Origin of the sequence: Microvirga sp. CF3062 (assembly GCF_036314045.1) — a bacterium.
Classification (GTDB): Bacteria; Pseudomonadota; Alphaproteobacteria; order Rhizobiales; family Beijerinckiaceae; genus Microvirga.
Genome location: NZ_JAYGGN010000003.1, coordinates 322,210 through 339,334 on the forward strand (window position 1 = coordinate 322,210; position 17,125 = coordinate 339,334).

The following is a 17,125-nucleotide window of genomic DNA, read 5'->3' on the forward strand; positions in this document are numbered from 1 at the left end:
CCCAGCCCTCTCCCTCAGGGAGAGGGAGTTCAGAGCCACATCCTGCACGCGGTCCCGGATCGCCTGCGGCGTCCGGGATGACGGCATGGGCCTGCTCTTAAGCCGCGTGCGCCTTCACCACGTCCAGGAACGCATCCGCATAGCGATCGAGCTTGGCCTGTCCGACGCCGTGGATCTCGCCGAAGGCGCGTACGGTCACTGGCCGCTTGGCGACCATGTCGATCAGGCTGCGGTCGGAGAAGATCACGTAGGCTGGCACGCCCTCTTCCTTGGCGAGCTTCGTGCGCAGGGCCTTGAGGTCGAGGAGCAGCGGATCGTCGGAGGGCACCACGGATTCGGCTTCCATCCGGCCGCGCCGGCGGCGGCGCTCTGCCGGTTTCATCAGCACGTCTGAGCGTAGCTCGATCCGCTCCTGGCCTTTGAGCACGGCAACGCCCTTGTCGGTCAGGGTCCAGCGGCCGTATTCGGCCAACTCCAGGCTGATGAGGCCAGCGGCATAGATCTGCCGTAGCAGCGAACGCCACTCCTGCTTCGAGCGGTCGTTGCCGACCCCGAAAGTCTTCAGCTTGTCATGGCCGAAGCGGCGGATGGAATCCGTATCCTCGCCCACGAGAATGCTGATGAGGTGCTCGGTGCCGAAGCGCTCACCCGTGCGCACGATGGCCGAGAGAATCTTTTGCGCCTCGATGGTGCCGTCGAAAGACATCACGCCGTCGATGCACAGATCGCAATTGCCGCAGGGTTCGGTGGTTTCGCCGAAATAGGCGAGCAGGGTCTGGCGGCGGCAGCGCGGCGCTTCACACAGGGCAACCAGCGCATTGAGGCGCTGGCGCTCGACGCGCTTCTGCTCGTCGGCCGCATCGCTCTCTTCGATCTGCAGGCGGCGCAGGCGCATGTCGTCGAGGCCGTAGAGGGTGAGCGTGTCGGCGGGCGCGCCGTCGCGGCCCGCGCGGCCGATCTCCTGGTAATAGGCCTCGATGGATTTCGGCAGAGCGGCGTGCGCCACGAAGCGCACGTCCGGCTTGTCGATGCCCATGCCGAAGGCGACTGTGGCTACCATTACCACGCCGTCCTCCTGCAGGAAGATGTCCTGATTCTTGGCGCGGTCCTGCTGATTCATGCCCGCATGATAGGGCAGCGCGCGGTAACCGGCCTGGCTCAACGAGTCGGCCAGCCGCTCTGTGGCGTTGCGCGACGAGCAATAGACGATGCCGCTCTCATACCGGTGCTTGTCGAGGAAGCCGAAGAGCTGGCGCTTGGAGTTCTCCTTCGACTGCATGGCAAGACGCAGGTTCGGCCGGTCGAAGCCGTGGATGAAGAGGCGCGGCTGCTCCTCGAAGAGCCGGTGCATGATGTCGCCGCGCGTCGCCACATCGGCCGTGGCGGTGAGCGCGATGGTCTGCACGTTGCCGAGCCGCTGGCGCACCTCGCCGAGCATGGCGTATTCGGGCCGGAAATCGTGGCCCCATTGCGAGACGCAATGCGCCTCGTCGATGGCGAGCAGGTTGACGCCCGAGCGAGCGAGCCATTCGGTCGTGCTCGTATTCGCCAGCCGCTCCGGCGAGGCATAGAGGATGCGCATGCGCCGGTCGCGCACCGCATCCACCACGCGGCGGTTCTCGTCCTGGTCGTTAGCGGAGTTGAGGCTGCCGGCCTCGATGCCGAAATGGCGCAGGGCCGCCACCTGGTCGCGCATGAGGGCGATGAGCGGCGAGACCACGAGGGTCAATCCCTCCCGGGCCAATGTGGGTAGCTGGAAGCAAAGGGACTTGCCGGCGCCCGTGGGCATGACGGCCAGAACGTCCTCGCCGGCCAGCACCGCGCGCACGATCTCCTCCTGTCCTTCGCGGAAAGAGGGGAAGCCGAATACGTCGTGGAGGATTTTAACCGGATCGATCACGTCTGCCGTGTGGCCGATGAGGGCTCCAAGGTCAATGCGGCATCGGGAATCTGGAGGTGCGCCAGCACCCCACGGGCGGCCGCAATGCCGGTGGCGAAGGTGGCCTGGAGCAGGTAGCCGCCGGTGGGCGCCTCCCAGTCCAGCATCTCGCCGGCCACGAACACGCCGGGCATCCGGCGCAGCATCAGGTGTTCGTCGATCTCAGTGAACGGCACGCCTCCGGCGGTGGAAATGGCACGCTCGAGGGATTTCGTGCCGGTGAGCCGCAACGGCACGGCCTTAATGAGCCGGGCCAGCGCTTCGGGCTCCACCGGCAGGGCCGGAGAGGCCTCCCGCAGCAGCGCGATGCCGACCGGGCTCAAGCCCGCGCTTTTTCGCAGGAACGTGGAGGCGGATTGCCCTTTGCGCGGGGTCTCGAGCTTCTTCAGCAAGGCCCCATGGGAGAGGTCTGGCCTGAGATCGATGTGCAGGAGGGCGCTGCCCTCCCGCTCGATGGCGTCGCGTAAGCGGGCCGAGAGGGCATAGACCGCCCCGCCCTCGATCCCGTCCGCCGTCACGATGGCCTCGCCTCTCACCGTCGTGCCCTCGAAGGCAAGCGCGATTCGCTTCAGGGGTTCGCCCTCGTGGCGGCGCATGAATTCGGACCAGGGGAGGGTGAAGCCCATATTGGTAGGCCGCAGGGGCCGGATGGCGATGCCCCGTTGGGCCAAGAGGCCGACCCATGTTCCATCCGAGCCGAGCCGGGGCCAGCTGGCGCCACCCAGCGCCAGGATCGTGGCGTCGGGCTTGGCCTCAACCGGCTCGCCCGCCGCACCAGTGAAGACCAGACGGGCGTCTTCGTCCCAACCCTGCCAGCGATGGCGTAGCGCAAAGCGCACATTCAGAGCTTCGAGCCGCCGCAACCAGGCGCGCAGAAGGGGAGAGGCCTTGAAGGCTTTGGGAAACACCCGTCCGCTGGAGCCGACAAACGTTTCCTGCCCCAGGCCCTCGCACCAGGCGCGCAGATCCTCCGGAGAAAAGGCCTCGATCAAGGGCTCGAGCTGCGGCCGGGCCCCGGCGTAGCGGGCGGCGAATCGCTCGAACTCTTCCGAATGGGTCAGGTTCAGGCCGCCCCGGCCCGCCATCAGCAGCTTGCGGCCGACCGACGGCATCTGGTCGTAGACCGTCACGGACAGGCCCGCACGCCCCAAAACCTCCGCGGCGATCAAGCCGGCAGGGCCGCCGCCGATGACGGCGACTTCGACAGGAGAAGGAGACGGGGACATGCGGTCAGCTGACGCGGAGGTAAGAGGAATCTGGACCCTCACGCTGCAACATGGCATGCAGCGGCATCGGGTTCATGGCTCCTGCACATGAACGCCTTAAGGCTTTTTTTCAAGAGGAGCGGCGCCTCAACGCCGCCCCAAGGGGAATGCGATGCGTGCTCTTTTCATCTCCGGCTTCATCGCGCTGGGACTTGCCGGCTGCGCAGGCGACTCAGTGCTGACGCCGACAGACGCCGTCCTGGCGAGCTCCACGAACGATGCAGCCCAGGCGGCAGCCCTCATTTCGGCCTATCGTGCGTCGAAGGGCCTGAGCCCGGTGACGGTGGATTCCCGCCTCAACAAGGCGGCGGAGCACCAGGCGCGGGTCGTGGCCGCTGCGGGCCGGCTCAGCCATGGCAGCTTCGTCAAGCGCATGGATCAATACGGGATCAGCGGCTATTCGGCCGAGAACCTGTCGGCGGGCTCGTCCTCGGTGGATGGCGCCATCAGCCGCTGGAAGGCCTCGCCCGGCCACAACAGCAATCTCCTGATGCCCCAGGCCCGCAGGATCGGCCTGGCCCGCGCGGATGCCGACAACCGCTACGGCCGCTACTGGGCGCTCGTCCTCGGACAATAGACTTGAGGCAGTAGTCTCGGCACTTATAGGGGTGTGACGCGTTAGGATTCCGGTTCCTCTCGCTTCACGCTCCCCATGACCCACCAGCAAATGCTTTCCTTTGCCATCGTCGCCGGGATGATGGCGCTCTTCGTCTGGGGACGCTTCCGCTACGATCTCGTGGCGGTCCTCTCGCTTCTCGTGGCCGTGCTGGTCGGCGTCGTGCCGGCCGACAAGGCGTTCGAGGGCTTCAGCGACGACATCGTCATTATCGTGGCCAGCGCGCTCCTGGTCAGTGCGGCCGTGGCGAAGTCAGGCATTCTCGAAGCAGGCCTCAACCGCGTTGGGCCGTATTTGCGCACCACGCAGATCCAGGTCGTGGTGCTGGTGGGCGTGGTGACGGTGCTGTCCGCCTTCGTGAAGAACATCGGCGCGCTCGCCATGATGATCCCGGTGGCGTTCCAGATCGCGCGGCGCACCAACACGCCGCCCTCCAGCTTCCTCATGCCGATGGCCTTCGGCTCGCTCTTGGGCGGCATCGTGACCCTGGTGGGCACCTCGCCCAACATCATCGTGTCGCGGGTCCGGGAGGAGCTGCTGGGCGAGCCCTTCGGCATGTTCGACTTCACGCCCGTGGGTCTCGGCATCGCGCTCGCCGGCGTGGTGTTCCTGGCCTTCGGCTACCGCCTGCTGCCGCAGGGCCGCAAAGGAGCCGCATCCCTCGATGCCGCCCTCGACATCAAGGATTACGTGACCGAGGCCCGCGTGACGGCGGAGTCCGATGTGGTCGGCCAGACGGTCGCGGACCTGCACAAGCTCGCCAACGGCGAGGTCAAGGTCGCATCGATTATCCGCAACGAGACCCGCAGCTCGAGCCCTCTGCCGGATGCGACCATTCGCGAGAACGACGTGCTCATGCTGGAGGGCGAGTCCGATGCCCTCGAGAGCGCCGTCGCCCGGGCCGGGCTGAAGCTCAGTCGTGACCATCACCAGCCGGAGACGGACGAGGCCACGGACGAGATCGGCGCCATCGAGGCGATCGTCGGGCCCAATTCCGTGCTGACCGGGCTGTCGGCGGAGCGCATCGGCCTCTACGAGCGCTTCGGCGTCAATCTGATCGCGGTGAGCCGCAGCGGCGAGCGCTTCAAGGAGCGGCTGCGCACCATCACCTTAAGAGCCGGCGACGTGATCGTGCTCCAGGGCAATCTCAAGCGGCTGCCCGATACCCTGCGCGACATCGGCTGCCTGCCGCTCGCAGAGCGCGAGATCCGCCTGGGGAGCGCGCGCCGGAGCCTGCTGCCCGCCCTTATCCTGGCCGGCACCATGGTGCTGGTCGCCTTCAATATCCTGCCGGTGGCCATCGCCTTCTTCGGGGCAGGCGTCCTGCTCGTGCTGTTCGGGTCGCTCACCCTGCGCGAGGCCTACGAGACTATCGAGTGGCCGATCATCGTGATGCTGGGCGCCCTGATCCCGGTCAGCGAATCGATCCGCACCACGGGCGGAACTGACCTGATCGCCGGCTGGCTCTCATCGGCCGCCAACATGCTGCCGCCGACGGGAGCGCTCGTGTTGATCATGGTGGCCGCCATGGCCGTGACGCCGTTCCTCAACAATGCCGCAACCGTGCTGGTGATGGCGCCCATCGCGGCGAGCTTCGCCAGCCAGCTCGGCTTCAGGCCGGATGCCTTCCTGATGGCGGTGGCGATTGGGGCTGCCTGCGACTTCCTCACGCCCATCGGGCACCAGTGCAACACCCTGGTCATGGGGCCGGGCGGCTACCGTTTCGGCGATTACTGGCGGCTTGGGCTGCCGCTCTCGATCATCGTGGTGGTGATCGGCATCCCGTTGATCATGCTGGTCTGGCCGCTGAACTGACTCAGGGCAGGAAGGAGGTGAGCAGCAGGGTGGTGCCCGCCGCCGATGTCGAGAGAGCGACGATCATGGCCCAGATGTGAAGCCGGTCCCGTTCCTCCTGATTGAGGAGGGGGCGGTAGCGTGAATCCGAGCGGCCGAAGATGAAACTGGCGTTCCGTGCCGGCCGCGGATCGTGCGGCATCACGCAGAAGCTCGACCGCACCGGCTGATGGCGCGTGCTGTAGGAAGGCTCGTGAGAGATGGGCGGGCTCATGGCTAACGCAACACAGGAAGAGATCGTAAGCCAGACGCTCGCCCTGAAGCCATGAACGTGGGGTAAAGATGCGAAACCCGTTACGATCGTCGTAAACCAAACCTTTATCGCCGACCGATCTTACCGGTGGACAAGTTTGGCCGGTGCGGTCCGCTCATGCACTTTTCTTGGCTGTCCGCATACGTTACTACGTAGCGTAAACGTGCGGAGAGAATCATGACGAAAGCCGCAGCCTGGGCAAGCATCGTGGTGGTGGCGTTGGCCTTGGCCGCCTGCAACCAATCGACGGCAGGATCGGTCGCAGTCGGGGCCGCGACGGCCCTGGATCCGACAGGGCTGTCGGGTGCCGCCGTCAGCATGGCCCAGAGCGCTGAGCCGGAGGCGACCTCCGCAAGCATGGATTTCAGCTCGTTTGCGCTACGCCTCAGGGATGTCGCGGCCGGCAACACGGCGCGGCCGGATCATCTGGCAGGCTTCGACCAAGTGGCAACCAAGCTGATGGCCGACCAAGCGGCGGGCATGGCTCAGACCGTTGGAAAGGCTGCCGTCGACGGTGCTTTGACCGGCGGCGTCGGCTTGGTCGGCGCGGTGCCTGTGCTTGCCAAGAAGGCGGTTACCGCAGGCATGATCGCAGGGACGATGGCGAGCGCGAGGGGCCAGGCGAGCGCCAGTATCGCGCAGGCCGAGGCGCAGCGAGCCGCCGAACAGTTCGTCCCCGATCCGGACCGCCCAGCCGAGGCTCAGGCGATCCTGTCGATTCTCGACCAGCCTGGAAGGGGCAGCGCCGCATGGCAGAACCCGCAGACGGGAGCTTCCGGCAAAGTTACGATCAAGGCCGTGGATGAGACGATGTTCGGCGGCATGGACTGCCGCCTCGTGAGGCGGGAGTTGAAGGGTAGCAGGCGGACGGGCGAGATGCTGGCCTGCCGCAGCAACGGCGAATGGTACGATCTCTCCTGACCGCAGGAAACGGGTCGCCCAGGGCCTGAACTTGTGTCATCCGTCGTTCCAACAGAGAGGGGCACGGGCATGACACAAGCACCCATCCACAAGACCATGACGGCGTCCGACTGGGCGCTCCTGATCGCCTTGTCCGTCGTGTGGGGCGGCTCCTTCCTCTTCGTCGGGGTTGCCGTCAAGGAATTGCCTCCGCTGACCATCGTGGCGTCCCGCGTCGTGATGGGAGCGGCGGCTCTGCTGATCGTGTTGAGGGTCATGGGTCTTCACCTGCCGCGCACTCGGCAGGCCTGGGGTGCCTTTCTGGGCATGTCGATCCTCAACAACGTCATTCCCTTCACGCTGATCGTCTGGGGGCAGAGCCACATCGCCAGCGGGCTTGCCTCCATTCTCAATGCGACCACGCCTCTCTTCACCGTGATCGTCGCGCATTACCTGACGGACGACGAGCATCTTACGGGCCAGAAATTCGCCGGCGTCCTGGTAGGCTTTGCCGGGGTGGCGGTGATGATCGGCGTTGCGGCCATGGCTTCATGGGATGCCAGCATCCTGGCGCAGCTTGCAGTGCTGGGCGCAGCCCTGTCCTATGGCTTTTCCGGCGTCTTCGGGCGGCGCTTCAAGACCTTAGGAATTCCGCCGCTTGCGACCGCTGCCGGGCAGGTCACCGTCTCGAGCGCGCTCCTGCTGCCGGTGGCGCTGATCGTCGACCGGCCTTGGACCTTGAGCATGCCGAGCACGGGCGCCCTTCTGTCCATGGTGGCGCTTGGCCTTGTCTCGACGGCCTTCGCCTATCTGATCTTCTTCCGGCTGCTGGCGCGGGCCGGCGCCACGAATGTGGGGCTCGTGACCTTCCTCATCCCGGTCAGTGCCATCCTGCTCGGCGTGCTGGTTCTCGGTGAGACGCTGGCCCCTCGGCACATCGCCGGAATGGCCCTTATCGCAGCGGGACTGATCCTGATCGACGGCCGCGCGATGTCGGCCGTGACGGCGCGGTTCAGCGCCAGCGCATCCTGCAGAAAAGTGGCCTCGGTTTTCTGCCCTGAAGGATGCGCCGGTCAAGAGAAGGAGCATCGGAATTGACCCCAAAAGTGCATTCCACTTTTGGGTCCGATGCTAACGGGCTGGCGCCGCGCGGAAACGATTGAACATCATGTCCGGCGCGCTGGTGTTGTGGCGCGAGGGAACGAGCCGGCCCATCCAGGCATCCGTCGCCTTGCCGCCCTGAAAATTCATGATCGGCTCCTCTCGCCAGGAGCGGGCGCCTTCCTCCCGCACGGCCATGCGCGCCACGTCCGCGTTGAACTCGGTCACGTACATGGAGCGCAGGCCCGCGAAGGGCAGGCCGGAGACGGCCTGATCGAAGGCGACGTCGAGGGTCATGCGCTCTTCGTTGAGCGCTTTCATGGAGACGGTCGCCTTGCCGCCCTTGGCGAGAGCAAGCGTGAAGGTCATGCTCTGCGGGTCGAAGGCGACATCCTTCAGGTTCACCACCGGCCGCTGGTCGAACTCCACCGGGCCGACCAGGAAGGATGAGCCGTAGGAGGTCCAGTCCAGGTGGCCGGGCGGCAGCGGCTTGATGCGCCAGTAGCCGTCGCCCGGATAGATCACGAGCACCTCCACGGCCTTGTCGCCGCGCTTCTTCAGCAGCTGGAGCATGTGGATGTTGCGCTCGGCCTTGGCCCCGATGGTCACGGTCACATCGCTCGGGCGCCAGAACTCCGTGAAGGACAGGCCGATGATCCGCACGTTCCCGTCCTCGTAGAGAGTCGACATGGTCGGGTGCGGCTTGGTGGAGGTCTCCTCGGAAATGTCCTCGCAGGCGGTCCAGTCCGGCTCCCAACGGTCTTGCTGCAGGGCGCCCATATAGGCCGGATGCACGGCTTCGATCTGGAAGTGGCGCACATCAGGCGACGCGAAGTTGATCGCCACATTGTCCTTTTCGGCGCAGAGCACCGGCTCGCTGGTGTTCGTCACCTCGACCGCCAAGCCGTCGAGGGTGGCAGCACCGGCCGCATTGGCAAGACCGAGGAAACCGAAGGCGATGAGCCGGGAAAGGAGCATGGAGATCGTCCGTTGTGTCTGCGCAAGCGGGGCTGGTAGATAGCGCGGACCGACTATGCCGTCGAGCCAGGGAACGTTTGCGCGAGGACCTGTTGATCCGGCATGGCAGATGTCACATCTCTGGCATTAGAGATCGGGTGGGGCCTGTGCTAGGGTGCAACCGGCACCAAAGCGTGGCTTGAGGGGTGTGTAGCCCCGAAATACCCGATTTTTCGCCAGATGTGAGGCTGTTTGCCCGAGTTTTCGATGATGCGCCTGACCTTGAGCCTGTCCGACAATCCCGCCTCGACTCTGGTCGAGCGGGCGATCATGGAGTTCCGCAGCGCCCGACCCGTCGTAATCGACGGCCTCGCGGGCAGCGCGCTCGTGATCGGTGTCGAGGATCTGGACGAGACCAGGGCCGCCGAACTCGGGGCCGTTGCAGGCTCCCATGCCCATCTCGTCCTGCCGGCCGCAAGGCTTCGCCGCCTCGGCCTCGAGCGGGAGGCGCCCGGACGCGTGGCCCTGCCCGTGGTCGACCGCACCCGCGTGGAAACCCTGGCCCTTAAGGTCGACGGCCGCATCGATGCGCCGGTTCGCGCCGCCGACGCCCTCGATGAGGAGGCGCTGGAACTTGCCCGCCTATCCCTGGTCCTGCCAGCCGTGATCGTGGTGCCGCTGGCCGCAGGGATCGACATCGATCCGTCCCTGATCCGCGTTCCGGGCGAGGCGATCCGCGGCTACCGGCGCGCCAAGGCGGCCGATCTGACGATCGTCAGCCGCGCACCCGTGCCTCTGGAGGGCGCCCCCACCAGCGAATTCGTGGTGTTTCGCGGCGGCGAGGGCCTGCGCGATCAGGTGGCGATCATCGTCGGCAAGCCGGACCTCTCCAAGCCTGTGTCCGTGCGGCTGCATTCGGCCTGCCTCACGGGCGATCTCTTCGGCAGCCTCAAATGCGATTGCGGCGACCAGCTGCGCAACACCGTGCGCTTCATGGCCGACAACGAGGGCGGCATCCTGCTCTATCTCGACCAGGAGGGGCGGGGGAACGGAATCGCCAACAAGATCAGGGCCTACAAGCTCCAGTCCCAGGGCTACGACACCTATGACGCCGATGAAGTGCTAGGCTTCGAGGCGGATCAGCGCCGGTTCGATTTCGCGGCCGTCATGCTGAAGGCACTTGGCATCGGCAAAGTCCGGCTGATGACCAACAACCCTGAGAAGATCATAGCCCTCAGCAAGGCCGGCCTTGAGGTGATCTCCGATCACCGCGTTCTTGGCCGCCCCACGGCCGAGAACGTGAGCTATCTCGCGGCCAAACGTGATCGGGCAGGGCACTACATCGATCTCGAGGGCATGCTCGCCTGTTCGAGCAAGGATTGAGGCTTTCAGCCTCAACCCTTCTTTCAATTGTTTCTTGCTTATCGCGCCGGCATTCCGGCTTCGACGATTTTCGCCCAGAGCGAGACGCCGTAGGGGCTCGCCTCGTCGTTGAAGTCGTAGGCCGGGTGATGGACGCCCGCCGTGTCGCCGTTGCCGAGGAAGATGTAGGCGCCCGGCCGCTGCTCCAGCATGTAGGAAAAATCCTCCGCGCCCATGAGAGGCGGGATGGTGGTGTCGACGGCGTTCTCGCCGGCCACCGCACGGGCGACGCTGGCCATGAACTCGGTCTTGTCGGGATCGTTCATGGTGACCGGATAGCCGCGGTCGTATTCGACCTCCGCTTTCGCCCCGAAGGCGGCGCAGACGTTCTCGACGATGGCGCGGATGCGCGTCTCGGCGAGGTCGCGCACCTCCGGCGAGAGGGTGCGCACGGTGCCGAGCAGCATCGCCGTCTGCGGGATCACGTTGAAGGCTTCGCCCGCCTTCACGGTGCAGACGGAAACCACCACGGATTCGAGCGGGTCGGCGTTGCGGGAGGCGATGGTCTGCAGGGCCGTGATCACCTGGGCCGAGATCACCACCGGGTCGATGCAGTCATGCGGGCGCGCCGCGTGGCCGCCTTTGCCTTCGATGGTGATCGTGAACCGGTCGGCTGCTGCCATCATGGCACCGGCCCGGATTGCGAACTGGCCCACGGGAATGCCCGGCATGTTGTGCATGCCATAGACCTCCTGCACGCCGAAGCGCTCCATGAGGCCGTCCTTCACCATCTCGTTGCCGCCGCCGCCGCCTTCTTCCGCCGGCTGGAAGATCACCACGGCGGTGCCGTCGAAATTGCGCGTCTCGGCCAGATACTTTGCGGCGCCCAACAGCATGGCGGTGTGCCCATCATGGCCGCAGGCATGCATCTTGCCGGGAACCTTGGACGTGTGCGGAACGTTCGTCGCCTCCTCGATGGGCAAGGCATCCATGTCGGCGCGAAGGCCGATCGCCCTGCCGGAGTTGTTCGTGCGGCCCTTGATCACGCCGACGACCCCGGTTCGACCAAGGCCGGTCACGACCTCGTCGCAGCCGAAGCTCTTCAGCTTCTCGGCCACGATTCCGGCGGTGCGGTGAACGTCGAACAGGAGTTCCGGGTTTTCGTGGAAGTCGCGACGCCAGACGGTGATTTCATCGGCGAGATCGGCGACGCGGTTGATGATCGGCATGAGGGACCCTCGAGCAGAGAAGCAGGAACCTTCAGCCAAGCAGAGGCAGGGGCCTTCCGTCAACCGTTACATAATCCAGCACTCAGGCTTTAGAACTTCTTGCGCAGGACGGCCTTGGGACGGGTGGTGCGGAACTGCCCGCGCTCGATGGCCACAAAAATCAGCACAAGGACCACGAGGGCGGTGAACCACCAGACCTGCGTTGTGCCGATGCCGAGGCAGCCCAGGGCATAGGCACAGGCAAAGGCCGCCATGATGCCGGGCGCAACAGTGGCGCGATGACTCCGGATTCCCACAACGGCCCGGTAGATCAGCAGGCTCCCGGCCACGGCCCCTACGAGGCCGAGTTCGTACCAGATCTCGAACAGCAAGGTGGAGGGGGCATTCCGGGGAACCAGGCCGAAGAACCGCCCGCGCAGGGCAGTTTCCAGCCCATGCCCCGTCAGCAGCCGCATCGGCTCATTGAGAACGATCTGGCGCCAGACCTCGAGGCTTGCCGTCACCGGCGCCCGTGCGCCGAAGAGGCCCGCCGCAAGAGGCTTGAGGAGAAAGGGCAGGAGCGGCGCGAACAGCAGGAGGCCTGCCATGATCATACCGACCAGTCGGGGGCCGAACCTGGGACTTGCCGCTGTGAGAACGAATACGATGGCGCCGGCGGCAAGACCGTAGAGGGGCAGTCCCTCCTGTGTGAGAAGGGCTGCAACCGCGACCGCAAGCGCCAGCGCGACGGCTTCCAGGTTCCTGCCACGGGAATGGAGCCAGGCGAGCGCCGGCCAGACCAGCAGGGCCAGCATGAGCATGCCGCGCTCGAGGCTGAGGCCCTCGGGGTCGAAGCGGCTGCTGCCCCGGAGCGCCAGGGGAATGCTGATCACGGCCGCCAGACCCACGCCGACAGGCAAGAGATAGAGATTGGCCGCGCGCATCCGTTCCGGAACGGCCAGGTAGCCGCCGAGCCCCATAAGAATCATGCCCGCGATATTGAAGAGGCGCTCGGAGGCCTCGGGCAGGAAGGGAGTCCAGACCAGGGACAGCCCGGCCCAGAACAGCAGGACCAGCCCGGCGATCCCGCCGGTGGAGGTCGCGAGCGCCAGCATCTTATCCCGGGCATGCTTCGCGCTCCCGTCCAGCACCGAGGCCAAAACGAGGAGAATGACCGCGAGCGGCGCCATGACCACGAGGGCCCGCCGCGTGAACAGGGCCGCCAGGGGAACGGCGAAAAACAGCGTCGCGAAGCCGAGACGCCGCAGCATTGCGGCGGCATCGGCGGAAGGGTGGGCCGTCTGGGAAACGGGGCGGACCATGCGGGCGGGCAATCGACCTTGGGACGTTCGGGACCGGGAGCCTAATGGACGAAGTCACCAAAAGCTGTAGGTGTCGTGCAACACATCCTGTTCCTTTGTGTCCCCTCGGAAGAGCATGACCTCCATGACATCGAGCGCCAAGACCGCCCGCAAGCACCTCCTCCTGGTCGGCGGCGGGCACGCCCATGTTCTGGTTCTGGAGGCCTTCGCCCGCAATCCCGAGCCGGGCCTCGATATCACGCTGGTCAGCAAGGACCCCCTGACACCGTATTCGGGCATGCTGCCGGGGCACTTGGCAGGGATCTATACGAGGGACGAGATCCACATCGACCTGCAACGCCTCGCCCGTGCCGCCGGCGCCAGTTTGATCCTGGACGAGGCTGTCGGGTTCGACAGGGCTCACCGGCGCGTGCGGCTGAAGGGCGGCGAGGAACTGGCTTACGACATCCTTTCCGTCGATATGGGCATCACGCCGGATCTGTCGGGAATCGCCGGAGCGGACGAGCATGCTCTCGCGGTCAAGCCCATCGGCAACCTGCTGGAAAAATGGGATCGGCTCGTGGACAGCGCCCTCGCGCCAAACGGCCCTCGTCGTTTCGTCATCGTCGGCGGAGGGGCTGCCGGAATCTGCCTCGCCTTCGCGGTTCAGGCTTTTTTTACGGCGCGGGTGAGCGATCCGATCGAGGTGTCGCTGATCGGCGCATCCGAGGCGCCGGGGATCAACGCAGGCATGCGCAGGCGCATCGCGCGGGCGCTCAAGCGCCGCAGGATTGCGGTCCATGCCGAGGATCCGGCGATTCGCATTGCTCATGATGGTGTGACTCTCGCGAGCGGGAGGTTCGTGCCGGCCGATGCGGTGCTGGTTTCGACCCACGCCGCGCCGCCGCCTATGCTCGCCACGACGGACTGGGCCAAGGACGAGGGCGGCTTTCTTGCCGTTGACCCCACGCTTCAGATCCTGAACGACGAGGCCGTTTTCGCCGCCGGTGACTGCGCGACCATGGTGTCGCATCCACGCCCCAAGGCCGGTGTATTCGCCGTGCGGCAGGGGCCGGTGCTCGCCCGCAACCTGCGACGGGCTGTGCGAGGCGAAGTCTTGGAATCCTACATCCCCCAGCGCGATCACCTGTTGCTGATCGCAACCGGTGACGGCCGCGCCATCGGCGGGCGCGGCAGGTTTTTGGCTTTCGAGGGCCGCCTCGCGTGGCAGCTGAAGGATGTCATCGACCAGCGCTTCATGCGCCGGTTCAAGCTTTAGCCCTTCTGCCCGCGGATGAAGTTGATGATGCCGGAAAAATCATCGCCGTCATGGCCGGCATTGGCGAAGAGCGCATACAACTGCGCGGCCTCCGCGCCGAGGGGCGTCGAGGCGCCGGAGGCGAGCGCCGCTTCCTGAGCAAGCTTCAGATCCTTGAGCATCAACGCCGCTGCGAAGCCCGGCTTGTAGTCGTTGTTCGCGGGCGAGGTCGGCACCGGCCCCGGTACGGGGCAATAGGTGGTGAGCGACCAGCACTGACCCGAAGAGGTGGAGGCGACGTCGAAGAGCGCCTGATGCGAGAGCCCGAGTTTCTCGGCCAGGACGAAGGCTTCCGCCACGCCGATCATCGAAATGCCGAGAATCATGTTGTTGCAGATCTTCGCCGCCTGACCGGCGCCCGGCTCGCCGCAATGAACCACCTTCTTGCCCATCCTGGACAGGATCGGCTCGGCACGGTCGAAAGCCTCTTTCGCGCCGCCTGCCATGAAGGTGAGCGTTGCGCCCTTCGCGCCGCCGACGCCGCCGGAGACCGGCGCATCGAGGCTCGTCAGATTGCGGTTCTGCTCGCGTGCCATGCTGTGCGCTTTACGCGCGCTCTCCACATCGATTGTGGAGCAGTCGATGAGGAGCGTGCCTTCCTTCACCGCAGGCAGGATGTCGGTCCAGACCGAGAGCACGTGCTTGCCGGCCGGCAGCATGGTGACGACGATCTCGGCATCCTTGACGGCTTCAACGGTCGAGGAGGCGATTCTCGCCCCGTCGCTGCGTGCCTGATCGCAGGAGGCGGGCGACAGGTCGAAGCCGGTGACGCTGTGCCCGGCCTTGACGAGATTGGCCGCCATGGGCCCGCCCATGTTGCCGAGGCCGATGAAGGCGATGCTGGTCATGAGAATCCTCCCTTGTTGTCGTGTGTTGATTGCGCGAGCAGCCACAATGCGCTTGCCGCCATGACAAGGCCGCTGCCGGCATGCAGCAGAAGATGTGTCAGACTCTCAAAGCCCCGTTCCAGAAAGACAAGAATGACGTCGCCTGCCGGGATGAGCACCGTCAGGCCGAGCACCGTGCCGACCGCACGTCGCGTCGACAGGCGGGACAACGCGGCAAGATAGGCACCGAAGGCAAGATCGCGCAGGCCGATGGCCGAGACATAGGGCAAGCCCAGCCCTTCCGGCGCTGCAATCCCAAACAGGGCGGCGCCCGCGCGTGGCGCGAAAATGAACAGCAATCCCAAGAGCACGAACACGCCCGACAGGGCGAGCACGAGCCATGTGCTGGGCTCACGCAGTGCCAATCCCGATCCTTCGCTCCACTTCGTCATGCGCGCCGCGCCACCCACAGGGCTCCCGCGAGCGAGAAGCCGTAGAACCACAGGATCAGCGAGCCGAACACCTTGTCGAGGGCAGGATCGAGCCGCGGGAAGAACACCGCAAAATGCGAGCCGACGGCGGCCATGATCAGCATGCCCGGAACGGCGACAAACGCCATGGCATGGATCGCAGCTTTTCTGGAAACTTGCAGAACGTGATGGATCAACAGCCCCAGCACGAGGCCGAGCGCGGCTCCTGCCGCGAAGTTGAGCTGGAAGGGCCTGCGGCCATCAAGGAAGAACCAGGGGCCGACAAAATGGAACAGCGCGAATATTGCAGCACTGATGCCGAAGCCGAGGAGAAGCGATTTGAGAGACAGGCTCATGAATCCCGCCCCATGCTGATGCGCACGCGGTATCTCCCTCCCCCTTGTGGGGAGGGGCCAGGGGTGGGGGTGCTGGCGCCAGACCTTCTGAGGTGATCGCTCACACCCCCACCTCCAACTCCTCCCCACAAGGGGGGGGAGGGCTGTGTCGAGCCTCCCTCATGAACTCGCGTCTCAGGACGAGGGCTTGCATGGAGAGAACAACTCCCGTCACCGATTGCCGCGCCCCACCAGATCGCGCGCCACGATCAGGCGCATGATCTCGTTGGTGCCCTCCAGGATCTGATGTACGCGCAGGTCGCGCACGATCTTCTCCACGCCGTAATCGGCGAGATAGCCGTAGCCGCCATGGAGCTGCAGCGCGTCGTTCGCCACCTGGAAACCCACATCGGTGGCCATGCGCTTGGCCATGGCGCAGAGCTTGGTAGCATCGAGCGCCTTGGCGTCCAGCGCCGAGGCTGCGCGCCACAGGAAGGTGCGTGCCGCTTCGAGCTCGGTCGCCATGTCGGCGAGCTTGAACTGCAGCGCCTGGAAATCCGCGATGCGCTTGCCGAAGGCCTTGCGGTCGCCCGTATAGGCGAGCGCCTTATCGAGGGCCGCCTGCGCGCCGCCGAGCGAGCAGGCGCCGATGTTGATGCGCCCGCCATCAAGCCCCGACATGGCGATCTTGAAGCCCATGCCCTCGTCGGACAGACGGTTGGCCACGGGCACGCGCACGTCTTCAAAAATCACGGCCGCGGTGGGCTGCGCGTTCCAGCCCATCTTCTTTTCCTGCGCGCCGAAGGACACGCCCGGCATATCTTTCTCGATCACCAGCGTCGAGATGCCGGAGGCGCCTTCCTCGCCGGTGCGCACCATGGTCACGTAGATGTCCGAGGTGCCGGCGCCCGAGATGAACTGCTTCACGCCGTTGACGATGTAATGGTCACCGTCGCGCACCGCCTTGGTCTTGAGCGCCGCAGCATCCGAGCCCGAGCCCGGCTCGGTGAGGCAATAGCTCGCGATCAGCTCCATGGTGGCAAGGCGCGGGATGTAGCGGCTCCGCTGCTCGTCCGAGCCGTAGCGATCGATCATCCAGGCCGCCATGTTGTGGATCGACAGATAAGCCGAGATCGCCGGGCAGCCGGTGGCAAGCGCCTCGAAGATCAGCGCCGCGTCGAGCCGCGTCATGCCCGATCCGCCGACGTCGTCGCGGGTGTAGATCGCCGCCATGCCGAGGGCAGCCGCCTCCCGCATCACATCCACGGGAAAATGCTTCTTCTCGTCCCATTCGAGGGCATGGGGCGCGAGGTTGTCCGCCGCGAAGGTCAGCGCCATGTCGCGGACGGCGATTTGATCGTCTGTCAGAGAGAACTGGGTCATTTCAATCCCGCACAGCTGGAGTGGCGGCCAAGTATT

General features: G+C 65.7%; 16 protein-coding genes. 6 read left to right on the top strand and 10 right to left on the bottom strand.

Features of this window, described 5'->3' with window-relative positions:
- Window positions 1-97 precede the first annotated feature (97 nt).
- Window positions 98-1,900: a DNA helicase RecQ gene (gene recQ, locus VB618_RS07700; protein WP_329796008.1), complete on the bottom strand. Its 1,803-nt coding sequence runs from the start codon at window positions 1,898-1,900 to the stop codon at window positions 98-100.
- Window positions 1,897-3,165, bottom strand: coding sequence for an NAD(P)/FAD-dependent oxidoreductase (locus tag VB618_RS07705; RefSeq protein WP_329796009.1), 1,269 nt, complete (start codon window positions 3,163-3,165; stop codon window positions 1,897-1,899). Before VB618_RS07705 ends, recQ begins: the two co-directional genes overlap by 4 nt.
- 151 nt (window positions 3,166-3,316) lie before the next feature.
- On the opposite strand from VB618_RS07705, the gene VB618_RS07710 reads away from it, so the two are divergent.
- Window positions 3,317-3,781 (top strand): CAP domain-containing protein, encoded by a 465-nt coding sequence (locus tag VB618_RS07710; RefSeq protein WP_329796010.1) that lies wholly within the window; start codon window positions 3,317-3,319, stop codon window positions 3,779-3,781.
- Between the two features lie 75 nt (window positions 3,782-3,856).
- Window positions 3,857-5,635: an SLC13 family permease gene (locus tag VB618_RS07715; RefSeq protein WP_329796011.1), complete on the top strand. Its 1,779-nt coding sequence runs from the start codon at window positions 3,857-3,859 to the stop codon at window positions 5,633-5,635.
- 1 nt (window position 5,636) lies between these two features.
- Here the strand turns inward: VB618_RS07715 and VB618_RS07720 are convergent, their stop codons facing one another.
- A complete protein-coding gene (locus VB618_RS07720; RefSeq protein WP_329796012.1) occupies window positions 5,637-5,888 on the bottom strand; it encodes a hypothetical protein in 252 nt (83 codons plus the stop codon).
- A gap of 216 nt (window positions 5,889-6,104) precedes the next feature.
- Between VB618_RS07720 and VB618_RS07725 the strand changes: the two genes are divergently transcribed.
- Together VB618_RS07725 and VB618_RS07730 are read left to right on the top strand one after the other, a co-directional pair.
- The gene (locus tag VB618_RS07725) at window positions 6,105-6,848 is read left to right on the top strand and encodes a hypothetical protein (protein ID WP_329796013.1); all 744 of its coding nucleotides are present in this window, start codon (window positions 6,105-6,107) and stop codon (window positions 6,846-6,848) included.
- Window positions 6,849-6,917: 69 nt separating this feature from the next.
- On the top strand, window positions 6,918-7,925 hold the full coding sequence (locus VB618_RS07730; protein WP_329796014.1) for a DMT family transporter: 1,008 nt from the start codon (window positions 6,918-6,920) through the stop codon (window positions 7,923-7,925).
- A 33-nt stretch (window positions 7,926-7,958) separates the two neighbouring features.
- On the opposite strand, the gene VB618_RS07735 is transcribed toward VB618_RS07730, so the two are convergent.
- Window positions 7,959-8,906, bottom strand: coding sequence for a hypothetical protein (locus VB618_RS07735; protein ID WP_329796015.1), 948 nt, complete (start codon window positions 8,904-8,906; stop codon window positions 7,959-7,961).
- A 249-nt stretch (window positions 8,907-9,155) separates the two neighbouring features.
- Between VB618_RS07735 and ribA the strand changes: the two genes are divergently transcribed.
- The gene (gene ribA, locus VB618_RS07740) at window positions 9,156-10,268 is read left to right on the top strand and encodes a GTP cyclohydrolase II RibA (RefSeq protein WP_442931714.1); all 1,113 of its coding nucleotides are present in this window, start codon (window positions 9,156-9,158) and stop codon (window positions 10,266-10,268) included.
- A gap of 38 nt (window positions 10,269-10,306) precedes the next feature.
- Here the strand turns inward: ribA and VB618_RS07745 are convergent, their stop codons facing one another.
- Together VB618_RS07745 and VB618_RS07750 are read right to left on the bottom strand one after the other, a co-directional pair.
- Complete coding sequence (locus VB618_RS07745) at window positions 10,307-11,476, bottom strand: M20 aminoacylase family protein (RefSeq protein ID WP_329796017.1); 1,170 nt, start codon at window positions 11,474-11,476, stop codon at window positions 10,307-10,309.
- A gap of 89 nt (window positions 11,477-11,565) precedes the next feature.
- Window positions 11,566-12,777, bottom strand: coding sequence for a peptide ABC transporter permease (locus tag VB618_RS07750; RefSeq protein WP_329796018.1), 1,212 nt, complete (start codon window positions 12,775-12,777; stop codon window positions 11,566-11,568).
- Between the two features lie 115 nt (window positions 12,778-12,892).
- On the opposite strand from VB618_RS07750, the gene VB618_RS07755 reads away from it, so the two are divergent.
- Window positions 12,893-14,035 carry an FAD-dependent oxidoreductase gene (locus VB618_RS07755; RefSeq protein WP_329796019.1) on the top strand — a complete coding sequence of 381 codons (1,143 nt, stop codon included), beginning with the start codon at window positions 12,893-12,895 and terminating at the stop codon, window positions 14,033-14,035.
- Here VB618_RS07755 and mmsB read toward each other — a convergent pair.
- The 4 genes from mmsB to VB618_RS07775 form a co-directional block, all read right to left on the bottom strand.
- On the bottom strand, window positions 14,032-14,922 hold the full coding sequence (mmsB, locus tag VB618_RS07760; RefSeq protein ID WP_329796020.1) for a 3-hydroxyisobutyrate dehydrogenase: 891 nt from the start codon (window positions 14,920-14,922) through the stop codon (window positions 14,032-14,034). The genes VB618_RS07755 and mmsB overlap by 4 nt on opposite strands.
- A complete protein-coding gene (locus tag VB618_RS07765; RefSeq protein WP_329796021.1) occupies window positions 14,919-15,353 on the bottom strand; it encodes a DUF4267 domain-containing protein in 435 nt (144 codons plus the stop codon). Before VB618_RS07765 ends, mmsB begins: the two co-directional genes overlap by 4 nt.
- A complete protein-coding gene (locus VB618_RS07770) occupies window positions 15,350-15,727 on the bottom strand; it encodes a DUF5367 family protein (RefSeq protein ID WP_329796022.1) in 378 nt (125 codons plus the stop codon). Before VB618_RS07770 ends, VB618_RS07765 begins: the two co-directional genes overlap by 4 nt.
- A gap of 210 nt (window positions 15,728-15,937) precedes the next feature.
- Window positions 15,938-17,089: an isobutyryl-CoA dehydrogenase gene (locus VB618_RS07775; protein WP_329796023.1), complete on the bottom strand. Its 1,152-nt coding sequence runs from the start codon at window positions 17,087-17,089 to the stop codon at window positions 15,938-15,940.
- Window positions 17,090-17,125 lie beyond the last annotated feature (36 nt).

Excerpts from the sequence above, each read along its gene's own strand:
- VB618_RS07705 (WP_329796009.1), bottom strand. The coding sequence starts at position 3,165 with ATGTCCCCGTCTCCTTCTCCTGTCGAAGTCGCCGTCATCGGCGGCGGC.
- VB618_RS07710 (WP_329796010.1), top strand. The coding sequence starts at position 3,317 with ATGCGTGCTCTTTTCATCTCCGGCTTCATCGCGCTGGGACTTGCCGGC.
- VB618_RS07715 (WP_329796011.1), top strand. The coding sequence starts at position 3,857 with ATGACCCACCAGCAAATGCTTTCCTTTGCCATCGTCGCCGGGATGATG.
- VB618_RS07720 (WP_329796012.1), bottom strand. The coding sequence starts at position 5,888 with ATGAGCCCGCCCATCTCTCACGAGCCTTCCTACAGCACGCGCCATCAG.
- VB618_RS07725 (WP_329796013.1), top strand. The coding sequence starts at position 6,105 with ATGACGAAAGCCGCAGCCTGGGCAAGCATCGTGGTGGTGGCGTTGGCC.
- VB618_RS07730 (WP_329796014.1), top strand. The coding sequence starts at position 6,918 with ATGACACAAGCACCCATCCACAAGACCATGACGGCGTCCGACTGGGCG.
- VB618_RS07735 (WP_329796015.1), bottom strand. The coding sequence starts at position 8,906 with ATGCTCCTTTCCCGGCTCATCGCCTTCGGTTTCCTCGGTCTTGCCAAT.
- ribA (WP_442931714.1), top strand. The coding sequence starts at position 9,156 with ATGCGCCTGACCTTGAGCCTGTCCGACAATCCCGCCTCGACTCTGGTC.
- VB618_RS07745 (WP_329796017.1), bottom strand. The coding sequence starts at position 11,476 with ATGCCGATCATCAACCGCGTCGCCGATCTCGCCGATGAAATCACCGTC.
- VB618_RS07750 (WP_329796018.1), bottom strand. The coding sequence starts at position 12,777 with ATGGTCCGCCCCGTTTCCCAGACGGCCCACCCTTCCGCCGATGCCGCC.
- VB618_RS07755 (WP_329796019.1), top strand. The coding sequence starts at position 12,893 with ATGACCTCCATGACATCGAGCGCCAAGACCGCCCGCAAGCACCTCCTC.
- mmsB (WP_329796020.1), bottom strand. The coding sequence starts at position 14,922 with ATGACCAGCATCGCCTTCATCGGCCTCGGCAACATGGGCGGGCCCATG.
- VB618_RS07765 (WP_329796021.1), bottom strand. The coding sequence starts at position 15,353 with ATGACGAAGTGGAGCGAAGGATCGGGATTGGCACTGCGTGAGCCCAGC.
- VB618_RS07770 (WP_329796022.1), bottom strand. The coding sequence starts at position 15,727 with ATGAGCCTGTCTCTCAAATCGCTTCTCCTCGGCTTCGGCATCAGTGCT.
- VB618_RS07775 (WP_329796023.1), bottom strand. The coding sequence starts at position 17,089 with ATGACCCAGTTCTCTCTGACAGACGATCAAATCGCCGTCCGCGACATG.